We start from the raw sequence: 21518 nt of genomic DNA on the forward strand, positions 1-21518 counted from the left end.
TTTAATTTTTAGCAGCAAATAAACGTTTTGATGAAAAAAATCAAAATACTATATCCATACCTTATTCTGTTCTTTTTGATTTTCATGGGACCGGTTAAAGTGGGCCCTATTACATTTTCCCAAGTATGGAAAATTCCTTTATTTGTCTTTCTTTTTTGGCAAGTACTGATAAAACGTAATGATAAAAAGCTTGGCTTTATTAAATGGTCTTACGCACGGGCTACCAAGAATATCGTTACCGCCAATTTTTCCATCAGTTATTTTTACGGTATTGTTGATTTCATAAGGTATATGATGTTTCCCTTAATGTTCGAGTATGCCTACAGGCATATTAAGAATATTAGAAAGTTGGATAAACTTTTACTGGGTTTTGCGCAATTTGTTATTATATCGGGCATACCTTTTACATTTGGACTATTGGAGAGTAAGGCTAAGGATGTTTTAAGTTTTAAGGATTTTGACAGCTACTCCGGTATGTTTCAAAATTCGCACGGTGCGGCAATAACCACCACAACGGCAGTTTTGATATTATTGGCATATATCAAATCCAAATCAACCTTAATCCGTTTTCCAAAATTGAATTATGCCCTATTGGCCTATGGTATTTATTTAATATATCTTACTTATATCCGTACCGGCTACCTCATGTTCGTAATTGGACTCATTTTCTTGTTCCTTCCTAAAAAATTGACTTTAAAGCAAGTACTGTCCGGTTTAGGTATCCTTATACTGGTTGGGGTAGGGTTCTATATCCTTCTTGAGAGTAATGAGGCCTTTTACAATAGAATTTTCGACATTAGAAACGGTAAGCAAACAGCTGCCGGGTCTGGTAGGTTGCTCTTTTGGATGGCTTCTGTTGAGCTTTGGTACAATGGTAATATTTTCGAAATGATTTTTGGACATGGTTTTTTTGACCTGATCATGCATATGTACCAAGAAACGGGACTACCTGTATATGCGCATAATGAGTTTTTTACACAATTGGGCCAGAATGGGCTTTTAGGTATAATCTTTTTTATCGGATATTTAATTTCCTTGTTCAAGTTCATCCTAAAAAGAAAGACCTTGCCGTCATATAGGCTGGCAATGGCCATTTTTTTCCTTTATGGCTCGTTAATGATGACCCAGGGGGGCATGTGGTTTGAGTTGGACATTTTTATGGTATTGGTTTTTGTAAAGCTGGAGTTTGAAAATGTATTAAGAAAAAGAATGTTTAGGAATGCTTAAGAATATTACGGTAACCGTACCCAAATTAACATTGCCAGGAGGCGTAAGTGCGTTTTGGAACGCTTTGTTTCCAGAATTCAAGGCTCATGAACACGTTACGTTCACACCCTTGGAAATAGGAGGGCATGGTAAGAATATTTTTGGACCTTTAATTGATTTATGGCATTTAAAGAAAGCTACCGACAAGCCTACTGATTTGTTAATTCTAAACCCATCCTTAGGAAGTCGTAGTTTTTTTAGGGATGCATTTTTTGCTAAATATCTTTTTAGAAAAAACATACCTTTTGTACTCATTTTTCATGGTTGGAATTTAGATTTTGAACAAAAAATCGATAAGAAATATATTTCGTTTTTTCAAAAAAGCTTAGGTAGGGCAAAGAAAATTTTTGTGTTATCTTATGACTTTAAGAGTAAATTGTTAGCCTGGGGATATAAAGGGGAAGTAATAGTGTCTACTACCATGGTGAATAGAAGTTTATTTGTCAATAACCCTGTGTTAAACCAAAAGAGTGAAAACGATGATAATTTCAAAATACTCTTTCTCTCAAGGCTTATCAAGGCAAAAGGAATTTATGAGACCATTAGCGCATTTAAAAAATTACAGGTAAAATATCAACACCTTCAATTAATTATTGCCGGTAGTGGCAATGAGATCGATGCTATTCGTGGTCTTGTAGCCGGTAATGATAACATAGTGCTAACAGGACATATAGAGGGAGCTGAGAAAATTAAATGCTACAATAATTGTGACGTATACTGCTTGCCAAGCTATAGTGAAGGTCTTCCTATATCGGTTTTGGAAGCAATGGCTTTTGGAAAGCCGGTGATCACTACGGCTGTTGGTGGATTAAAAGGTTTTTTTAAGGATGGCACCATGGGTTATTTTGTACGTACTAAGGATGCTGAAGACTTACAGGAAAAACTTGAATTATTATTAGTTGCACCCAACTTAAGGAAGGAAATGGGTGACTTCAATTATAATTTCGCACTTGAACACCTTTTAAGTAATAGGGTAGCTCAAAAATTACTGGGGGAACTAGAATCTTTACTTTAACCCACTCACTTTTTAAGCATTCTTATTTATCCCTAACATGTTCTTGGTAAATTTATAAGGATACTGCTATAGTATTTTGTTCACGATGATGGTTTTCATCGTGTTTTATGCAATGTTAACAGAATTCAATTTTATTTAGTTCCCTTATTTTATGGGGTTTTTGCTACTTATTATGTAAGTCTTCGAATCTTAATGTAGTTAATCGGCTTTCTATAGAACCTAATTAAGGTCGTCATAATTTAGCGAGAAGATGACTACTTGGTTGTTAAAATATACTAAAATCTAGGTATAATTATAATGAAGTAAATGATAGAGATTATACATTCTTTTTTAAAGCTAAAGGAGTATTGCGAATCTGAGCAATACAAAGGGTGGGATCCTTATGACGGACTCAATTCCAAAATATTCAATGCATTGCCATTGAAGAAATGGAATGTTGCGAGATTAGTGTGGATTCAGGGATTTAAAAGGTCTCCCATCAATTTTAGAAAATTGTTAATGGTGCCTAAGCAGTATAATTCAAAAGGGTTAGCTCTTTTTTTATCAGGATACTGTAACATATATACTATTGCAAAAAAAGGTGATTTGACTTATGGTTCTGTTGAGGAGATTGAACATAGCATTAAATTAATAGCTGATTTATTATTAGAACGAAGCAATACTTATTATAGTGGAGCATGTTGGGGGTATAATTTTGATTGGCAGGCAAGATTAAGTTTTTTGTTCCCTAAAGAAACACCCACAGTTGTAGCTACTTCATTTTGTGTTGAAGGGCTGTTAAAGGCTTATGAAATCACCAAAGAAGTGCGTTATTTGGATTCTTCTAAATCTGCAGCAAAATTTGTGATTAGTGATTTAAAAAGAACAATCCTTAATGAAGGCTTTCTTTTTTCATATTCTGTCTTAAGAGGTAATGATACGGTTATAAATGCAAGTTTATTAGGTGCAAAGATTTTAAGTCAAGTGTACCAATATAGTAAAGAAGAAGAACTAAAAAAACTAGCTGGTGCTACCATAAAAGCTTGTTGTGAACTTCAATCTGAAGATGGATCATGGATATATGGTCTATTGGAGACTCAAAGTTGGAAAGATAGTTTTCATACTGGATACAACTTAGACGCAATACAGACCTATCAAGATATAACAGGAGATGAATCTTTTTCCAAATATTTAGAGCTGGGTTTAAAGTACTATTTGAAAGTTTTTTTTATGCCAGATGGCACCCCAAAATACTATCACAATGCAGTGTATCCTATAGATATTCACTGTCCTGGTCAATTGTTCGTAACACTATCCAAAACAAAGACTTTTACAAAAAACAGGGATTTGGCCGATAAAGTAATGAACTGGACAATTGTAAATATGCAGGATTCTAAAGGCTTTTATTACTATCAGTTAAGACAAGGTATCAGCTCCAAGATTTCTTATATGAGGTGGAGTAACGCATTTATGTTTAATGCGATGTCCAACTATTTAAAAGAAGTGTTGTAAATGAAATCGGAAAAAGTAAGCGGTGTACAAATTTATATACCGGAGTCAAGGGCCAAATTAATGGAGTTTGCATTTGCCTACAAGAAAATACTTGTTGCGGTAAATGGGGAAAAAATTCACTATGCAAATGAGCAGACCAGAGCTATTATCAACAGAAATGTAGGATATTCTGATGGTATTGCTGCGGTTTGGGCATTGCATAAAAAAGGATACAAAGAGGCTATTAAAATCCCAGGTTGTGAACTTTGGTTAGATATTATAAAGGCTTACCAGTCGGAAAAAACGTTTTACCTTGTCGGTGGCAAGGAAGAAGTTATCCAGAAAGCGGTAACTCAATTACGAGTTGAATTTCCTGCTATCAATATCGTTGGGTATAGAAATGGATATTTAACGGCTCAAGAGGAAGAGGCAAATTTAATCCAGGATATAAGCATTAAAAAACCGGATGTTGTTTTTGTGGCAATGGGTTCACCAAAACAAGAATTATTGATGGAAAAAATGTATGGGCAACATGCAGCAGTGTACCAAGGTTTGGGGGGTAGTTTTGATGTTTATACAGGTTTGTTAGATAGAGCACCAAAATGGTGGATAGATAATAACTTAGAGGGTATATACAGAACATTAATGGAACCAAGAAAACGTTTAATGCGTGATATTAGATTGCTGCCCTATTTCTATAATTTGCTTTTTAATAAATTATAAAAAATAAAGTGGATAGGTGTAACATGGTACTGCAATACTTTTAGCTAATGAAATACAAGAATAACGATAAAATATTGTCAATTACAGAGTGTAGAGACAATGCTATGTGGAATGATTTTCTTGTTAAAGAGAGTAATCAACAAATGGTTACAATAGCTCACAACCCTTGCTTAGGCGCTATTCTATCAAAAACCTTTGGATATACCTATAAGAACTATTTTATTAAAGAAGGAGAAAATACAATTGGTGTTTTACCAACTGTGTCCATAGGAAAAAAAGTAGTTTCCATGCCACATTTTTCTTATGGTGGTCCAATATTTAAAAAGAATTATTCTAGTAAAGTTGATTATTCTTTACTGTTAGAAGAGAATAATTTTGAAATAAGAAGCTTCGAAAAACTATCGGCCTTTACAAAACAAAATAAATCCACTTTCATTATTCCTTTGAATAACGATGCAAATGAAATTTTTAATGGCTTTAGTTCTAGATTTAGAAACAAAATAAGGAAGCCACAGAAATTAGGCTTCACCGTTACTGAAAATGGCCCCGACGCTTTAAAGCACTTTTATCAATTGTATTCTAAGCGTATGCTACAGAAAGGTTCACCCCCTTTAGGGAAATCTTTTTTTTATAATTTATTTAATACATATAAAAATGGTGAAGTTGGTATAACGGTAGTTTATCATAATGATAAACCAGTAGCGGCAGGTTTTTGTTTATCATATCTGAATTTCAAAGAATTTTGTTGGGGTAGTACAGATAAAAATTATAACAGATATAACGTGAACGCTTTTCTTTTATGGAATATGATTGAAAACTCAATTAATGCAGGTTATTACTATTTTTCATTAGGGAGATCAACTAAGAATAGTCATAACCATACATACAAATTGCAATTTAAACCTAAAGAAGTGCCTTTGTATTTTAATTTATCTGAGTCACCTGGTATATCTATTAAAGAGTATGAATTTTTAACTAAAATATGGAAATATCAGCCCCTGAAAACTTCCCAGATATTAGGGCATTATATATCTAAATATATCTATTAGGACTATGTTGTCATTACAAGAATGTAACAATATCAAATTATGGAATGATTTTCTTGAAAAGGAAAATAACCATCAGATGGTTACCATTGCCCATAATCCAAGTTTGGGAAAAATATTGTCCAATACTTTTGGATATTCCTCTACCAACTATTTCATAAAGGACGGGGAACAAACCATTGGTGTAATGCCTATAGTCAATGTTGGTGAAAAGATGGTATCCATGCCCCATTTTTCATATGGAGGCCCACTAGTACAAACTTCATATGCAAACAATGTAAATATATCCTCTCTAATAAACGCCCCTAGTTTTGAAATACGAAGTTTTGAAAAACTTTCTGAGCATTATATCGATAAAAAAATCAGCTGTATTCTAAAATTGCAGGATACGGAAGATGAAATGTTCATGACCATTAATGCGAAATTAAGACAGAAAATCAGGAAGACCCTTAAAATGAATTTTGATGTAAAATCTGGGGGAATAGAGTTGTTAAATGATTTTTACACCATATTTTCCCAACGCATGCTCAAATTTGGTTCACCTCCTTTGGGGAAGCAATTTTTTAGGAATTTACTACAGCAATACACGTATGGTGATGTGCAAATTACCGTTATCTATGACGGGGTTAAAGCAATCTCGGCGGGTTTTTCCCTTTCTTATTTAGGCTTTAACGAACTATGTTGGTCAGGAACAGATGAAACATATAATAAGCAAAATGTAAATGCACTCATGTTTTGGGAAATGATCAAAACCTCCATTGCAAAGGAGCACCGCTATTTCTCTTTTGGAAGGTCTACAATAGATAGTTCCCAACATGAATATAAAAAGCTTTGGAACCCTATTGAGCTTCCTATCTATTACAATCTATCAGAGGAGCCAAAGACATCATTGAGAGATTTTGAGTTCTTGACTAAAATCTGGAAATACCAACCACTACGAACTTCACAGATATTAGGGCATTATGTCTCTAAATATGTGTACTAAAATCCGCAGAAGTAATGAAAATTCTAACTTTTGACATAGAGGAGTGGTTCCATATTTTGGATAACCCATCTACCAAATCAGAAAAGGAGTGGGTAAATTATGAGTCTCGCATCCACAAGAATATGGAAACCATTTTTGAAATTTTGGACGTAAGCAAGGCTTCCGCTTCATTTTTCGTTGTAGGGTGGATAGCGGAAAAATATCCAGAGGTAGTAAGGATGATTTCTGATAGGGGGTATGAAATTGGTAGTCACACCCATATGCATCAATTGGCATATGAACAAGACCGCCCAACCTTTTATAATGATGTTGAACGATCGATCAAAACTATAGAGGATTGTATTGGGAAAAAGGTAGAGCTGTTCCGTGCGCCAGGGTTTTCCATATCACATAATAATAAATGGGCTTTTGAGGTATTGCATGAATTGGGTATTACCACAGATTCATCCGTTTTCCCTATAGAGCATGCGCATGGCGGACTTAAGTGCTTCCCTAGTGCCAAACCATCCGTTATAGAGTATAATGGTGTAACCTTAAAGGAATTTCCAATAAATATTCAATCTATTGTAGGTAAGTCCATGGTTTTTTCAGGTGGTGGGTACTTTAGGTTGTTACCATACAGTTTTATTAAAAAAGCGACGCTCAAGTCAGATTATATAATGAGTTATTTTCATCCAAGGGACTTTGATTATAAGCAACCCTTGATCAAGGATTTATCTTCAATAAGACGGTTTAAGTCTTATGTAGGTTTAAAATCATGTAAGCCTAAACTTGAAAAATGGCTAAACGATTTTCAGTTTATGGATATTTCCACAGCCAATGATCAAATAGATTGGAACCAAAAAAAAGTTGCTGTTTTAGATTAAAAAATTATGAGAAAAATTACACTTATTGCAGGTGCACGACCAAATTTTATGAAAATTGCACCAATTATCCATGCCATTCAAAATGCTCAGGACAACGGTAATGATATTTCCTATAGGCTAGTACATACTGGCCAGCATTACGACAAAAAAATGTCCGGTGATTTTTTTGAACAGCTTAATATTCCCGATCCAGATGTAAACCTAGGGGCTGGTGGTGGTTCCCAATCCGAACAGACGGCTAGTATCATGATCGGTTTTGAAAAAGAGTTGATCGCTAACCCGGCTGATCTTGTAATCGTTGTAGGCGATGTTACCTCTACGATGGCCTGTGCCATTGTGGCGCAAAAGCTTCATATAAAGGTAGCTCATGTTGAGGGGGGTATTCGATCTAATGATTGGACAATGCCAGAGGAAATCAATAGGTTGGTTACAGATGCCATTACCAATTATTTCTTTACCACTTCTGAAATTGCAAATGAAAATTTACGTAATAGCGGGGTAAAGGAGGAGCAAATATTTTATGTAGGCAATACTATGATAGATACATTGCTAAAGCAACGGTCAAGGTTTGCCAAGCCAGATATTTGGGATCAATTAGGTTTAAAGGAAAAGGAATATATGGTCATGACTTTGCACAGACCTGCAAACGTAGATCAAGAAGCACAGATAAAATCGTTGATGGATGAAATAATTGCACATAGCAAAGAGGTACCATTGGTTTTTCCCGTTCATCCGCGTACGGCCAAAATATTGAACAACCTGAAAATTTCACATCCAAGATTGCATATGGTGGAACCTTTGGGCTATCTGGAATTTAATTACCTGGTAGAAAGAAGTAAGGCCGTAATCACGGATTCTGGCGGTATAACGGAAGAAACTACGGTAATGGGTATTCCGTGTATGACACTTCGTGACAATACCGAAAGACCGGAAACCATTACAGAGGGCACCAATGAACTTTTAGGAACCGATCCAAAGTCCATTCAACCTGCCATGGAGAAACTTTTTAAAGGGGAATGGAAAACGGGTGGTATCCCAAAATTATGGGACGGTAAAACAGCAGGTCGTATCGTCGATATAATATTGGATTTCAAAGAATTATAATTTCTTAAACCTTAGCGATTTGTAATATTGTACCGCTTTTTAGGTTAAAACTTGATAAAAAAATACTAAACCATACCAAATATTAGTTTGGTTGTGTACGGGTTAGGTATTGTTGAATAATATTGACTTTAATTATGAACGAAAAAACATACGTCTTAGATTTTGAAGAGGACAAGGAATCATATGACATAAAAGAGGCAATTGCCAAATATGTACGTTTTTGGCCTTGGTTCTTGGGGATGGTACTATTGTTTTGTGCCATTGCCTTTGCGTATATGAAATATGCTCCTGTAATCTATAAGACAGAGGCAAAAATCAAGATTTTGGAAGACGCCATGAAAACAAGTGTTGTCAAGGATGTCATTTCCATTGCTAGTGCAAACCCCAATAATAGGTTATTGGATATACAAAATCAGATTAAGGTAATTCAGTCGTACCGTCTGTTGCATAATGTGGTAGATGAGCTTCATTTGGATATTGAATACCAGCAGTTGAACAATCTGCTCTACAAGCAAATATGGGAGCCGCCATTTACGGTCAGAAAGAACATCTCAGAGGACAAGATCAACGAACCTTTAAAATATGAGGTAAAGTTGACCGAAACCGGTTTTGATATTGTGGATGAAGAAGGTACGCAATACAATGTTCCTTATAACGAAGCCAATACCTCTGTTTATTATCTGCCCTTTAAAATTGAATTGGCAGAAAGTATCACCAATGTAAAGAATTACAGAAATGATTCGTTCAAGGTAATAATAGACTCTAAGAGAAAAACGACCCTTAAATTGGCCAAAAAACTGACCATTACTACAGAAGCCAATAGTGAGGTCCTTAATCTTTCTTTGCTGGGCGAGAGTAAACAACGTTCAGAACAGGTATTAAACTCTATAATCAACAATTTCAACCAAGACGGAATTTTGGATAGGCAATTGGTATCCAGAAGGACGTTGGAAGTAATTGAAAAACGATTTGTTTACCTGTCCCAAGAACTTGATTCTATTGAAGCGGGTAAGCAAAATTTAAAGCAAGAGCAGAATATATCGTTCATTCAATCAGATGCCGGAGCAAATCTTCAGCGTAAGACAGAAGCGGAAAGTGAGGCGCTTAAACTAGAAACTCAGGTTTCATTGTCCAATTTATTGAAAAAAACGGTAGCCAATGAAGCGGAATATAATCTACTTCCCGCAGATATTGGACTTGCCAATAGCGGATTGAACGCTATGGTGTCCAATTATAACAATATGGCCAGGGAACGTCAAAAGTTAATTACATCGGTTGGTTCTAACCACCCTACCTTGGTTAAATTGTCCAAGCAGTTAGAGTTGAGCAAACTTAATATATTAAGTAGTGTAAACAATTATGAGGCCCAATTGGCGCTGTCATTGCGTAAAACGAATCAGGAAAAGAACTCTGCCGGGTATCGATTTTCACGATTACCGGAAACGGAAAGAATGCTAAGGTCTATTGAAAGACAGCAGAGCATCAAAGAGAACTTATACCTATTGTTATTGCAAAAACGTGAAGAGGCCACAATTGATTATGCGTCTACCGCACCTACCATTAAGGTTATTGAATACGGTCTAACGAATATGGATCCATTATGGCCTAAACCTACCGTGGTATTCCCGGTAAGTATACTATTGGGGCTTTTATTGCCGTTCCTGGTCTTCTATATCCGTTTTTCTACGGATAACAATATTCACGACCGTTCAGAGATTGAGCAGTTAAATCCTGAAATTCCCGTGGTTGCGGAGATTCCATTTTTTGAAAAGGATAAAAAGTTCATCGATGTCAATGATCGGTCCGTTCTTGCGGAGTCGTTCAGGATACTTGGTGCCAATGTTACCCATTTGTTATCGCCGGAAGAAACAGATGAAACCGGTAAGGTTATTTTTGTGACTTCCGCAGTTAAGGGAGAAGGTAAAACCTTATTGGCACTTAATCTGTCCCTTGCCTATGCCAGTATTGGTAAACGTGTTTTATTGGTGGGTGGGGATTTAAGAAACCCAACCTTGCATACCTACTTGGGTCTGGATAAGAATAGCCAAGGCCTTGCCGATTACCTGGCCGGTAAAATAAAGGACTTTGAGCCCCATACGTTTGAGGGCTTTAAGGCAAATCCCGATCATAAAATATTTTTGAGCGGGGCGGTACCTTCTAACGTTCCGGTACTGTTGTCCGGTAAGAATTTTGAACAGTTCTTGGAAGAGGCCAGAAAAGAATATGATTATGTCATTATGGATACGGCCCCTACCATGTTGGTGACGGACACCCTATTGATTGCAAAACATGCCGATATTACCTTGTTTGCCGTACGTGCCGGGGTAACGGATAAAAATGTAATGAAGTTTTCAAAGGAGCTCAACAAGAGCAAGAAAGTCAAAAATATGGTCTACGTAATGAATGCCGTAGGACAAGTGCATGCCGGTAAATTGAATTATGGGTATGGATATGGATATGAGATGGAACAGCCGGAGAAATCCAAAAAATGGTTTAAAAAAGCATAAACCTAAATTTGTGGTACTTTACAGGCTACTCATCTTATAATCGATGCAATGAAAATAGCAATTCTTGTCAATAGCTTAAATCAGCTTAGCAATTGGCAGTATAGGGTCATTGAAGGAATTTGCAACGACCCGGATATGCAACCGGAAATACTATTGGCCAATGGCCCATTCTTCAATTGGAGATTGGGCCATACCGGTAGCGTCAATGCTCATGCTCAGAAGATTGGTGGAGTGTCCGGTTTATTGCTAAGAACGCAGTACGCTATTGAAAATAGATTGTTGTTCAACCCTCCCCAAGCAAATTATACTTCAAATTCTTTTCCGTTTTTGAACGATTTAAAAGTTGGTGTACTTGGATCGGATGAACCCGGACCAATGGATCTTCTATTGAATTTGGATAGCGTTCCTGTTTCAGATGCATTGCTAAAAAATTCAACATATGGGCTCTGGGAACTATTGTTCAAGGAAAGTTCGTTGGAGGATGATGGCCCCGTTGGTTTTTGGGAAGTGGTAAAGAAAAAACCGGTCGTTACGGCAACATTGGTCAATTTTAAAGCGAACCTTCAAGCGTATGCCATTGTAGATCAAGCACATTTTAATAGGCATTGGTCAATGACAGAAACGGCTACCATTGTTTCTGAAGGTAGCGTGTCCTTACTGTTTAAATGCCTAGATAGGTTAAAGAACAATACCCTTCAACTTACGGAGTTTTCCATGCCGGTGAAGACCAACACTAGTTACCCCACGTTATTTTCTACCTTAAAGTATATGGGGAAATTTTATGGCGGTTTTGTGAACAAGCTGTATGAAAAATCAATGGCAAAACTTGTAAGCAGGCGGTATGAATGTTGGACGGTCTTTACAGGTAACGAGGGTTTTTTTCAGGATATTACGTCCTCTGCAATGGCGTTGCCCATGCCCGATAATGAATTTTGGGCAGACCCCTTTCTTTTTCACCACAAGGGAACCGATTATCTATTTTTTGAAAATTATTCCTATAGCACCAAAAAGGGAAAAATTAGCTGTGGTGTTTTAAAAGATAATCAATTGACCCAGATTGTGGATATACTGGATACGGGATACCATTTGTCCTTTCCCTTTATATTCGAGCAAGATGGGGAGATTTTCTTAATGCCCGAGGGTAGCGAGAACAAAACTTTGGAAATATATAAGGCCGTGGATTTTCCGTTACAATGGGAACCCTATACGACAGCTTTTGAAGGGGAAGCAGTGGGCGATGCTTTTTTCCATACCGATCAGGATCAACAGCAGTGGTTATTTTTAAACAAACAGGCTGCGCGAACATCTCCCATGAATAGTGAACTGTTTATCTATAAAGTTGATGGCGTTAAGCTCAATACCCTAATTCCCCATCAACAAAATCCGGTTCTTATAGATGCTAGTGTAGCAAGAAATGGAGGGGCGATATTTATGCATGAAGGGGAGTACTATAGGCCTTCACAACGAAATACGGATGGAGTGTATGGTAGGGCGTTGAATATCAATAAAATTGAAAAATTAACGCTGGAGGAATATAAGGAAACTACGGTACAGGTTATTGAGCCTGATTTTGAGCATAATTTAATGGGGCTACACCATTTGCATGAATGTAACGGTAAATTTGTTTTTGATGCTGCCTACCGTTACAAATAGGGATATTCATCAATAAGATTTTGAAAGGTAATCCGTAGGCGATTACTCAGGTACACCGTCCCAGATCTCTACATCATCTACCCATTGGTACATGGGGTAATTGCTTCCATACACTTGGGTCAACATAATAAAATCCAAATTGTCATTGTTATAGGTGGTAACTCCATGGTGTTCGCCAATAAGTTGGCCGTTCACTTTCATTGACGCATAACCATCATCCCCATTGCTCCATTTTATATGGTATTCTACTTTAAACCATTCGCCTAAGATCAAGGGTATTTGCGTGTTTCTTACTTGCCATATGGGGTTTTGCGGACTTACATCACCTTGTAACATCCAATAGGGGTTGCCGCGTATATCGGTAGCCATGAATGCGATCATCCTAAAACCATTGGAGTAACTGGCATAATTGGCTGTCTTATATTCCCAAATGGCGCGCCATTTATCGATCCCTTGTACGGAACTTGCATCGGTCTTCATCCAATAGGCAATATATAATTCATCTGGGTTTTCCTGAATATCGTTTATTTGATAGGGCGCCTGGGTTACCTGTACATCATAATTCACCCGTTGGAACAAAGTGGTCGTCTCATTACCGTTTGGCCCGGTAACCACTTCTAGGGCATTGTCTATGGCGGCACCATTGTCATCATTGATGTTGTGTATTCCACTGGGCTCGCTGGCGTTGGCAGATCCTAAAATTGTTGGTGGCCAATAATAGCCGGTCTCGGTGTCCTTACCTACGATATATTGATAATCATACATGGTCTCGGTCAAACTTACGCCTTCAAATCCGGATTTAAAGAGCAGATTTGCTTCACGTCCAGGAGCGGTTGGTGGTGGCGTACCGTTTTGGTCCACGTCAATTTCTACTTCGGTCTCTGTTTCGGCTTCTGTTTCGGTCTCTACAATGGATGTTGAACCAATATCGTCCTTTCCACATGCACATAATAGCAATAGGATTACGGGGATCATAAGTGGTAGGTAGGTTAATTTTTGTAATGATTTCATTGGGGTATCACTTAATTACTTCTATATCATATACGTAACATTGTCATAAAAAGTTTGTACCGGTCATTTTTACCGGGGATTATAACCATTTTAGTTCTCTTTGTTTAGGGTTGCCCGTCCCAGATTTCAATATCATCTACCCATTGGTACATGGGGTAATTATTTCCATAGACCTGCGTAACCATAATAAAATCTAAATTATCGGATTTTGAGGTTGTTGGGCCATGATGTTCACCAATTAACTGGCCGTTGATTTTCATAGAGGCATAACCGTCATTACCATCGCTCCATTTTAAATAATATTCTGCCTTGAACCACTCTCCGGTAATTAATGGAATATCATAATTTTCTATACGCCATACCGGTTGGCGTGGTCCTATATCTCCTTGAAATTGCCAATAGGGTGTACCTCTAATATCTGTGGCCATAAAGGCGATCATTCTAAAACCATCTTTATAAGAGGCATAGTTTTTTGTTTTGTATTCCCAAATGGCACGCCAAATATCTTTTCCTTCTAAGGAAATATCATCTGTTTTCATCCAATAGCAGATATAAAGCTCTTTGGGGTTCTCTTTTATATTGTTGATTTGATATGGGGTCTGTGTAACTTGTACATCATAGTTTACCCGTTGAAAAAGCGTGGTGGTTTCGTTGCCGTGCGGTCCTTTTACCTTTTCCAGATAATTGTCTATTGCAGGACCGCCACCATCATTGACCGTATGTATACCACTGGGTTCCTTATCTTTTTCAGAAGAGCCCAAAATTGTAGGTGGCCAGGAAAAACCGGTCTCGGTATCGGTACCCGTTATATATTGGTAGTCGTATTTATTTTCTGAAAGTTGAACACCTTCAAAACCGGAACTGAAAAGTAGTTTGGCGGTTGGTAGACCGTTTACACGTGTAGGTGACGTTGTATCCGGTACGGAGTGTTGCTCTTCTACCTCATGGGTAGCGGTAAGCCGGGCTATTTTTTTTTTACGGTGCCTTCCAATGGATCGTTGACCACATGCACGTTAAAGGAGGCGTTTTCTACTGACCCGTGTATAAGGTCATTGCTAGTGGCATTGCGCACAACGTATTCAGAAACAAGATCGTAGTCTTTACCACAAGAGGTTAAACATAACATGGATAGTAAGATGACTAGGGGGACGAAAAAGGTTTTGGAAAAAATAGACTTCATGTAACGGTGATAAAATTATTTCGTTGCTTTTTTAACGCATTCCGAAAATATTTAAACTATATCCATTAACGATGAAAAGTTCAATTTATTCGATGAAATGCATAATAAAAGTTATTAACGCTAATTGTTAATAAAAAATACACCCTCTCGATGAACGTATTTATTTATTTTATTCCATCCATTTTACACCAAATAAACCAAGCCCTTCATTTTCGCTGCAGTTCAATTTCCCCCGAATACGAATTGCAATGTCCATGAAGGGCTTGGTCTAAAATTTACTTAATAGATGGGTAAGATTTTTAGTGGTCATTGAATTATGGCGTTGGTGCAAACGTATTATTACCAATAGTTCGGCCTCGGTCAACTCATAGGCGGTCTTAATGGATTTTATCTTTCGCTCTCCCAGTGCTGCCAAAAACTGTAATTCTTTCTGTTTTGTGTTCATGTTCTCAATTTAATGAACCGCCCTTTTGTGGGAAGGGCGGATTGCATTTAACTAACAGCCAACTAACTCAACGTAATTTATATAGGATCAAAACTATGTAGTGGCAACGTATTGAACAATACCCAGTTATGGGTATATTTAAAGTGTAATGGAGCAAGTATGATAAGAATAGGATCAATTTTGTATTGGAAATTGCTTTTTTTTATTTTGATGGTCAGGACCGTCCCCAGGAATTTTATTTGAATCCTATTGTATTGAATGAAGCCAGTATTCCCAGCAGTGCTACCATTTCCCCTATTAATTATCAAGTAATTCCTAAAATGAAGGTGCTTAAAAATGTCCGTATTCATATTAGGGAGATCAATGCCAAGAAAGAAAATTGGGACAATTACCTGGAGCTTTATAAAAGTAACCAACGTAATATCGCTAATTTCCTGATAAAGGCATTACCGGATTAATCCTTTGGCAAGATCAAATGGGTATATTTTTGGGGGGAAGTAAGGAAATTAATCCAAAACATGGAACTTAAAGTTTCCTTCACATTCACTTAAACTACAAACTAATAAATGAGTGCATATTTGCAATGAGTTTGAATTAGTTTGAGTAAGTTGAGTAACCGATGCATTGTTCTTATTGTGTCGGTTATTTTTTTTGATAGACACCATGTTCTGAAACATAGGCTACATCATATGGAATGTAACTAATAAATAAAGGGTGCTAGAGATGTACCTTGATTTCGTTCGTTTTAAAAATTTGAACGCGTAACAGGTTTTGAAAAATTTGAACGATCCTTGGCTGATGTTCTTCTGGAATACGACCGCCAATAATCCAATTTTTTTGGATTTTCTTGGTGCTTTCCTGATGAAACTCCGTCATGAGGCATTCTAATGCTTCCTGTCTTGTTTCATCGTTCATTTTACTGAACATTAATTTTATATTTTCGGTCATGGTCGGTATTGGTCGTGGTCAAAAGTAAATAAAAAAGACATTCATCAGTTGAAATTTTAACAATAGATATTAACGATTTCTGTTGTTGATAAATTTTCTGTTGGGTGGATATACTAAAATAGAAATGCACATAATGGTCCACTTTAAATGATGTAAATTTTACATTTATAAATTGGTCATTTTATATTTAACGCTTAGGTTTACCATTCTGCTTAGTAAAGGGAGTGCACAGAAATTAGATGTTATGAAATTGAATTTTTTACGGTCTATTGGTTTTTTTATTTCGGCCTGTATGGTCGGTTTTGCCCAAGGCCCCAAGGTACATTCACATAATGATTATAAACAACCGTTACCTTTTTACGGAGCTTTTGCGGCAGATGTACAATCCTTGGAAGTAGATGTGTTTTTAGTTGAAGGTGTCCTTATGGTAGCCCATGAGTCGGGTGAAGTGACCAAGACCGCCACATTGGAACGGTTGTATCTGCAACCGCTTAAGGAAATGGTAGAAAGGGGTATGCTCGCTGATCGGACTTTACAGGTTTTGATCGATATAAAGACCGATGCCGTACCTACCTTAAATGCTTTGGTGAACAGCTTACGGAACTATCCTATGATTACGGATCATGAACATATTACCTTGGTCGTTTCCGGAAATAGGCCTCCTTTGGCAACGTATGTGGACTATCCTGAATTTATTTTGTTCGACCACCAGAGTACGGTTCCTGTTACCAATGCTGCGGTTATGGAAAAAATAGCTATGGTCAGTTTAAGTTTCAGGCAGTTTTCGGAATGGAACGGTAAGGGGCGTTTAACGGCTGCGGACCTGAACAAGGTGAGCGGGGTCATCGCCAAGGCGCACGCAATGAACAAACCGTTCAGGTTTTGGGCAACCCCAGATTCAAAGACCGCTTGGAAAGCCTTTACGGACCTAGGGGTAGATGTCATTAATACGGATATGCCCTATGAATGTGTGTCCTATGTACGTACTCTGAACAATAGGGTAGTGCGTAATACGGTATTTTCCGAGGTATACACACCGTCGTATTCTACCGATGCTATTGATAAGGCGCCAAAAAATGTCATTCTTTTAATAGGTGATGGTAACGGACTTACCCAAATATCTTCGGCTACTTTGGCCAATGGGGGAGCTTTGACCTTGACCCAGCTAAAGCAAATAGGTTTTTTGACGACCCGCTCCGCAGATGATTTTACTACGGATTCTGCCGCCGCGGGAACGGCTATCGCCACGGGCCAAAAAACGAACAATAGGGCCATAGGAACGGACAAGGATGGAAACCCTATACCTAACCTCACCGAAATTCTTGTTGATAAGGGCTTTGCTACCGGAGTAATTTCTACCGATGGTATTACCGGTGCCACTCCCTCCTCATTTTATGGCCACCGCACCGATCGTGATATGGAGGAAGGTTTGGCGCAAGATTTAATGGCGAGTAAGTTGCACCTGTTTATCGCGCAAAGATCAGATGAGGTGAAGGCTATCGAAACGTCGGGTTTTCAAATGATAAATACCATTGAGGCACTTGGTGGTAGCACTTATGATAGGGTGGGTGCGTGGATGGATTATTCAGCGAATACCCCTTTGCCCCAACATGTGGAAAAATTGGCAACGGCTACAAAGAATGGCATTGCCTTTCTACAGCGCAAGAACACCCCTTTCTTTTTAATGGCAGAGGGGGCTAAGATTGATAGTTATGGGCATGTTAACGATATTGGCGGAGTTATTGCCGAGAGTATTTCGTTTGATAAGGCAATTACCGAGGCCATAAAGTTTGCGGATAAGGACAAGAACACCTTGGTCATCATTACTGCCGACCATGAAACAGGCGGATTGACCATTCCTCAGGGAAATATGGACAGGCATGAGGTGGAAGCTGATTTTACTACCCATGACCATACCGCAACAATGGTTCCTATTTTTGCCTATGGCCCCATGTCGCACGAATTTCAGGGCGTTTATGCCAACAATGAGGTGTTTCACAAGATATTAAAAGTACTGGGTCTATAGTGCATGGCATTACGGGTTCCGCTTTAAAACTTCACGTTTCATAGTAAATTCAATTTGGCCTTTATAAAGGTTTATTTATATCATCTACATTATTGTAAGTGTATATTTAACATTTTAATAATATTGGCTATCTTGTTATACAATTTCCTAAAGTAAGGGTCATTTTAAGTTAATAACATATCATGGCACCAAGCCTATTTTTGCTGCTTGAAAATGTCACCCTAAAATAGGGGATGTCGTAAACCAACACATATTTTAATTTAACATTTAAACAATTTTTCTTAAACCAAACTGTATGAAAAAATTAAAGTTTTTAATGCATTTGTGGGTATTGGGCTTTGCGACCATGGTATGGGCGCAAGACAATATTACAGGTGTGGTAACAGATGAGTTCGGGCAACCCTTGCCAGGTTCCACCGTTCAGGTTAAAGGTACCGGTACGGGTACTACAACAGATTTTGATGGCAATTATACCATTGGCGCCGGCGCCAATGATGTACTCTTGTTTTCCTATTTAGGGTATTCCACACAAGAGGTTGCCGTAGATGGCCGTAACGTCATCAATGTTTCCTTAAAGGAAGATGCTACCCAATTGGATGATGTAGTGGTAGTAGGTTATGGTACCCAAAAACGTTCGGACGTAACGGGTTCCATATCATCCGTAAAGAGTGAAAATTTCAATAAAGGGGTAGTGGCCAACCCTGGACAGCTCTTGCAAGGTAAGATTGCCGGTGTCAACGTTACATCGGTCAGCGGTGAGCCGGGATCATCACAGAATATAGTAATTCGTGGTATTGGTAGTTTTAGGTCAGGCACATCGCCCTTGTTCGTCATTGATGGTTTCGTGATCGATAATACATCCACCGGTACCGCATCCAATCCGCTAAACTTTATCAATCCACAGGATATTGCTTCCATGGATGTCTTAAAGGATGCCTCTGCAGCTGCAATTTATGGGGCACGTGCCGCCAATGGTGTAATCGTGATCACTACAAAGAAAGGGGCCAGTGGCAAAACGGAAATGAATGCTTCCGTTTCTACGGCGTTCTCTACCTTGGCCAATGAAATAGATGTATTTTCCGCAGATGAATTCAGGAGACAGGTACCGGCCGTTGGCGGTACATTACTGGACGGTGGTGCCAATACGGATTGGCAAGATGAATTGACCAAGACCGGCATCACAAAAAATGTCAACTTTTCCATGAGCGGGGGCAATGCCAATGCTACCTATTTTGCTTCGGTAGGGGTAGATGACCAACAAGGTATTTTTGAGAACAGCTCGCTAAAAAGGTATTCCGGGCGCTTGAACATGAACCAAAAGGCATTGGACGGCAGGCTTAACGTTGCCTTTAACCTTACGGCGTCAAGAACCTTGAACAATAGACCGGATGCTGGTGCGATCGTTACCGATATGTTGGAACTGAACCCCACCTTGCCGGTATATACCAACGGTGAGCCTACCGTAGTACTGGACGACAACCGTCTAAACCCGATCATCCGTAGCCAGTTGTATGAAGATGAAACCAACAGCAATAGGATTTTGGCCAATATTTCCCCATCCTTTGAAATTGTGGAAGGGCTTACCTATAAACTTAACCTTGGGGTAGATTATTCATCTACCAACCGTGATCAGCAAATGGCGCCCTATGCATTATTGGAAGATTTAAACCAAGGGTATTTAAATACCTGGATCACCACCAACCAGAATACCATTGTGGACAATACCCTTACCTATACTTTTGAAAAGGGCGACCATAGTGCTACCTTGTTGGCGGGCCACTCGTACCAAGAGGTATTCGTTCAGCAAAAAAGATTTGAACTGGAAAGTTTTGCGGACAATGATATCGACCCTAGATACCAGGATCAAATAAGTAGTCAGGAGTATCCTACCAACTTGTTTTCCTTAGGGGAAAAGAATGAGCTGCAATCCTTCTTTGGTAGGTTAAACTATGGGTATAAGGACAAATATTTATTGACCGCTACCATGAGGGCGGACGGGTCATCAAAATTTGGCGCCAACAATAAATACGGATATTTTCCTTCCGTTGCCTTGGGTTGGAATATAAGCAAGGAAAGCTTTTTGTCGGAAAGCACTGTGGTCAATAATCTTAAGCTGCGTGCCAGTTGGGGACAGACCGGAAACCAGGAAGGTATAGATAACAAAGTTTCCTTGGCCAGCTACGTGGACAGCAAGGCGGACAACGACACGTACCCCTTGGATGATGGTGCCGTAACCTTGGATGGTTATCCTTTTGGAACCGTACCCGCACGTACCGCCAACCCTAATCTTAAATGGGAAGTGGCCACACAGACCAATATTGGGGTAGATTTTGGACTGTTCAACAATAGGTTAACGGGTACCGTAGATTATTTTAATAAAGTAACTACGGATGTGGTTATGTTCGCCAATAGGGTAGACCCTATTCAACCTACCGAGAAAATATGGACCAACTTGGACAATTTGGAAATCCATAATAACGGGTTGGAAGTCGCTTTGGATTATAGAAGTGTGTTCAGCGAGGATTTCTCTATGAATATTGGCGGTAATATTTCCTTTATAAAAAATGAGGTAACGGATTCTCCTTTTGCCATTATCACCACGGGTGCCGCACAAGGTGCAGGCCAAACGGGTGCAACCATAAACGGGTACTTGAACGGGGAAGCCGTAGGTACGTTTTATATGAAGGAGTTCCTGGGTATTGGCGATGACGGCCTTAACCAATATAGGGATACCAATGGTGACGGGGAGATACTGGATGATGACCGTATTGCCGCGGGCAGTGCCTTACCGGACATGCTTTATGCCTTCTATATAAAATTTGACTATAAAAATTTAGATCTGGGCCTTAATTTCAACGGGGTATCCGGAAACAAGATCTATAACCATACCGCCATGTCCTCGTTCTCTAGGGGGCAATTGAGCAGGAACCTGAACACAACGGATTTCGCCGTGCAGTATCCCAACGAGGACAACAGCAATTCCAATGAGGTCTCTACACGATACTTGGAAGACGGTAGTTTCTTGCGACTGAACAATGCTACTTTGGGCTATAACCTAAAAGGGGAGCGTATAGGCTTGGATGATTATGTCAATACCATACGTTTTACGCTGACCGGTCAAAATTTATTCTTGATCACGGACTACTCCGGGTATAATCCGGAAGTGAACACGGGCGCACAGATAGATGGTGTGCAGACCTTCGGTATCGACAGATATACCTATCCATCCTCCAGAACCCTATTGTTCGGTGTTAATGTATCCTTTTAAAAAGC

18 protein-coding genes are annotated in these 21518 nt (G+C 38.6%); 13 read left to right on the forward strand and 5 right to left on the reverse strand.

Features of this window, described 5'->3' with window-relative positions:
• Positions 1 to 30: 30 nt before the first annotated feature.
• From CHB68_RS03795 to CHB68_RS03840, 10 genes are all read left to right on the forward strand, one after another.
• A complete protein-coding gene (locus CHB68_RS03795) occupies positions 31 to 1227 on the forward strand; it encodes an O-antigen ligase family protein (protein ID WP_089259509.1) in 1197 nt (398 codons plus the stop codon).
• A complete protein-coding gene (locus CHB68_RS03800; RefSeq protein ID WP_089259510.1) occupies positions 1220 to 2281 on the forward strand; it encodes a glycosyltransferase family 4 protein in 1062 nt (353 codons plus the stop codon). The genes CHB68_RS03795 and CHB68_RS03800 overlap by 8 nt, the downstream gene beginning before the upstream one ends.
• Positions 2282 to 2587: 306 nt before the next feature.
• Complete coding sequence (locus CHB68_RS03805; RefSeq protein ID WP_089259511.1) at positions 2588 to 3772, forward strand: delta-aminolevulinic acid dehydratase; 1185 nt, start codon at positions 2588 to 2590, stop codon at positions 3770 to 3772.
• Entirely contained in the window at positions 3773 to 4474 is a 702-nt protein-coding gene (locus CHB68_RS03810) for a WecB/TagA/CpsF family glycosyltransferase (RefSeq protein ID WP_089259512.1), read from the forward strand.
• Positions 4475 to 4521: 47 nt separating this feature from the next.
• The gene (locus CHB68_RS03815; RefSeq protein ID WP_089259513.1) at positions 4522 to 5523 is read left to right on the forward strand and encodes a GNAT family N-acetyltransferase; all 1002 of its coding nucleotides are present in this window, start codon (positions 4522 to 4524) and stop codon (positions 5521 to 5523) included.
• Between the two features lie 4 nt (positions 5524 to 5527).
• On the forward strand, positions 5528 to 6505 hold the full coding sequence (locus tag CHB68_RS03820) for a GNAT family N-acetyltransferase (protein WP_089259514.1): 978 nt from the start codon (positions 5528 to 5530) through the stop codon (positions 6503 to 6505).
• 14 nt (positions 6506 to 6519) lie between these two features.
• Positions 6520 to 7371: a polysaccharide deacetylase family protein gene (locus tag CHB68_RS03825; protein WP_089259515.1), complete on the forward strand. Its 852-nt coding sequence runs from the start codon at positions 6520 to 6522 to the stop codon at positions 7369 to 7371.
• 6 nt (positions 7372 to 7377) lie between these two features.
• The gene (wecB, locus tag CHB68_RS03830; RefSeq protein WP_089259516.1) at positions 7378 to 8475 is read left to right on the forward strand and encodes a non-hydrolyzing UDP-N-acetylglucosamine 2-epimerase; all 1098 of its coding nucleotides are present in this window, start codon (positions 7378 to 7380) and stop codon (positions 8473 to 8475) included.
• A gap of 134 nt (positions 8476 to 8609) precedes the next feature.
• Positions 8610 to 10982, forward strand: coding sequence for a GumC family protein (locus CHB68_RS03835; protein WP_089259517.1), 2373 nt, complete (start codon positions 8610 to 8612; stop codon positions 10980 to 10982).
• Between the two features lie 48 nt (positions 10983 to 11030).
• Positions 11031 to 12635: a glucosamine inositolphosphorylceramide transferase family protein gene (locus CHB68_RS03840; protein ID WP_089259518.1), complete on the forward strand. Its 1605-nt coding sequence runs from the start codon at positions 11031 to 11033 to the stop codon at positions 12633 to 12635.
• A 42-nt stretch (positions 12636 to 12677) separates the two neighbouring features.
• Here CHB68_RS03840 and CHB68_RS03845 read toward each other — a convergent pair whose 3' ends face one another.
• The 4 genes from CHB68_RS03845 to CHB68_RS18520 all read right to left on the reverse strand — a co-directional run bounded on the left by CHB68_RS03845 (position 12678) and on the right by CHB68_RS18520 (position 15271).
• Positions 12678 to 13646 (reverse strand): hypothetical protein, encoded by a 969-nt coding sequence (locus CHB68_RS03845; RefSeq protein ID WP_089259519.1) that lies wholly within the window; start codon positions 13644 to 13646, stop codon positions 12678 to 12680.
• Positions 13647 to 13750: 104 nt separating this feature from the next.
• Positions 13751 to 14407, reverse strand: a complete 657-nt coding sequence (locus CHB68_RS03850) for a hypothetical protein (RefSeq protein ID WP_089259520.1) — start codon at positions 14405 to 14407, stop codon at positions 13751 to 13753.
• A 203-nt stretch (positions 14408 to 14610) separates the two neighbouring features.
• Positions 14611 to 14826 carry a hypothetical protein gene (locus CHB68_RS18415; RefSeq protein WP_143815166.1) on the reverse strand — a complete coding sequence of 72 codons (216 nt, stop codon included), beginning with the start codon at positions 14824 to 14826 and terminating at the stop codon, positions 14611 to 14613.
• A 268-nt stretch (positions 14827 to 15094) separates the two neighbouring features.
• Positions 15095 to 15271: a hypothetical protein gene (locus tag CHB68_RS18520; protein ID WP_179213130.1), complete on the reverse strand. Its 177-nt coding sequence runs from the start codon at positions 15269 to 15271 to the stop codon at positions 15095 to 15097.
• 185 nt (positions 15272 to 15456) lie between these two features.
• On the opposite strand from CHB68_RS18520, the gene CHB68_RS03855 reads away from it, so the two are divergent.
• Entirely contained in the window at positions 15457 to 15729 is a 273-nt protein-coding gene (locus tag CHB68_RS03855; RefSeq protein ID WP_089259521.1) for a hypothetical protein, read from the forward strand.
• A gap of 259 nt (positions 15730 to 15988) precedes the next feature.
• Here CHB68_RS03855 and CHB68_RS03860 read toward each other — a convergent pair whose 3' ends face one another.
• Positions 15989 to 16219: a hypothetical protein gene (locus CHB68_RS03860; RefSeq protein ID WP_089259522.1), complete on the reverse strand. Its 231-nt coding sequence runs from the start codon at positions 16217 to 16219 to the stop codon at positions 15989 to 15991.
• 244 nt (positions 16220 to 16463) lie between these two features.
• On the opposite strand from CHB68_RS03860, the gene CHB68_RS03865 reads away from it, so the two are divergent.
• Together CHB68_RS03865 and CHB68_RS03870 are read left to right on the forward strand one after the other, a co-directional pair.
• Complete coding sequence (locus CHB68_RS03865; RefSeq protein WP_245838778.1) at positions 16464 to 18245, forward strand: alkaline phosphatase; 1782 nt, start codon at positions 16464 to 16466, stop codon at positions 18243 to 18245.
• Between the two features lie 295 nt (positions 18246 to 18540).
• Entirely contained in the window at positions 18541 to 21513 is a 2973-nt protein-coding gene (locus tag CHB68_RS03870) for a SusC/RagA family TonB-linked outer membrane protein (RefSeq protein ID WP_089259523.1), read from the forward strand.
• Positions 21514 to 21518 lie beyond the last annotated feature (5 nt).

This window comes from Maribacter sedimenticola (assembly GCF_900188415.1).
Classification (GTDB): Bacteria; Bacteroidota; Bacteroidia; order Flavobacteriales; family Flavobacteriaceae; genus Maribacter; species Maribacter sedimenticola.